2 protein-coding genes are annotated in these 1,483 nt (G+C 61.4%); both read right to left on the reverse strand.

Annotated elements, in window-relative coordinates; all coding sequences use genetic code 11:
* Window positions 1-248: 248 nt before the first annotated feature.
* A complete protein-coding gene (locus BMZ45_RS21770) occupies window positions 249-692 on the reverse strand; it encodes a hypothetical protein (protein WP_175489191.1) in 444 nt (147 codons plus the stop codon).
* A 160-nt stretch (window positions 693-852) separates the two neighbouring features.
* Window positions 853-1,483: ankyrin repeat domain-containing protein (locus tag BMZ45_RS21020; RefSeq protein WP_175489192.1), on the reverse strand; the 631-nt coding region annotated here is incomplete at its 5' end.

Below are 1,483 nucleotides of genomic sequence, written 5' to 3' on the forward strand. Positions count from 1 at the left end.
CGTCCAGCGGCGCAGCGGCGAGGGCGGTAGCGGCAGCGTCATGGTGGCGGTCGTCCTTGGCGTGGGGCGGCCCGAATGTAACAAAGCCGACGTTTCGACAAGGCGGCTTGAAGTGATGGTTTCGGCCCAAGCATGGCGCTGTTCGGGGATAGTCGCCACGTCGCCAAGAGCGCGACATCGTGGGCTCGTGCGCGCTCGAACTCCTGAATTAAGCCGAGCCGCGAAGCGGCTTCGGCTTGAATGAATTGTTAGGCATCAGGCTCTTGAACGACCCGATGCCCGAATGACTCTAGCAGCGCCCGCATGCAACCCACGCCGCCATATGGCCAGCCGTGTGGGCGGAAGTTCAACCGACCAAGGCTGCCCGAAATTTGTTCGCACCCGAGCAGATCGTAATCGCCGTTCTTGAATGCATCGATCATGGAACCAAAGTCCCATGGCGTTTGTAATGCTGGATCTGTCGCGCGCCTTGACGGAGGGGTGGCAGTCCATCGCTTGTACCAGTCCTCCTGCTCTTCGGGCGTGGGCCACCAAAACGAGGACCGAGCTTCCTTGTCAAAGAAGCCGAGCCAATACTCATCGTCCTGCCAGGAGCCGGATGTCTTGGCTTGTTGGAGCGCGTCGAGTGCTGCGACCGCGTGGAGGAAGCGATCGCCACTAGATATCTCAAATTCTAGAAAATTAGTTGCCATGACCCGTCTCTGATGCCTAACACATGATCGACGCGGTGCTGTATTTCGAGGGCGAGAGCGGTAGCTGCTTCCGGGTGCTGCGCGATTCAAGAACGCTTCGGCACCTGGACGGTGCTTTCGATTCGGCGGAGGAATGAATCCACACGCCGCCGCGGCGCTGTCAGTGCGCCGGCGGGGATGTCGGCACCGGGCTTGGCGTCGCGGCGGAGGCCTGCGCGCGCTTGGCTTCCTCCAGCGTCGGCAGCGGGATGTCCTTTTCCTCGGTGGGTAGACCCAGGCCTTTGCGACTGAGCCGGATCGCGTCGGGCATCGGCGGCGGTTTCAGGCCGCGCGCCAGCGCGAACATCTGGCACTTACGTTGCCATTCGACCATGTGCGGTTTCACCGGCAGCCAGAAGATTTCCTCGAGGATGGGCATGCGGTCGCGGTCGTTCGCGAATTTGGCTTCGTCCGAGGCGCGTATCTTCAGTGCGGGATCGGCCCCGTGCTGCAACAGCCAATAGGCTTTGTCGAAATTGCCCAGGCTGGCGTACCAGTTGAGCACGGTGTTGTGACCGCGCTTGTCGTTGAGCGTGGCGTAGAGGCCGTCGTTGATGCGCGCGCCACGCTGGATCAACAGCTGCACGTTCTGCCATTGCCCGCGCAGGTAGGCCACGTACAGCAGCGACTCGTCGTTGGAGTTGAGCGTATTGGGATCGCCGCCGTGGTCTAGTAGCAGCTTGAGATAAATCGGGTTCTTGCTGCGCGCGGCCAGCACCATCGCATTGTTACGGTACTGCCCTCGCTTGCGT

Origin of the sequence: Lysobacter sp. cf310, assembly GCF_900114355.1 — a bacterium.
Taxonomy (GTDB): Bacteria; Pseudomonadota; Gammaproteobacteria; order Xanthomonadales; family Xanthomonadaceae; genus Lysobacter.

What these genes read in the sequence shown, in the direction of transcription:
- BMZ45_RS21770 (WP_175489191.1), bottom strand. Translation starts at nt 692, where the DNA reads ATGGCAACTAATTTTCTAGAATTTGAGATATCTAGTGGCGATCGCTTC.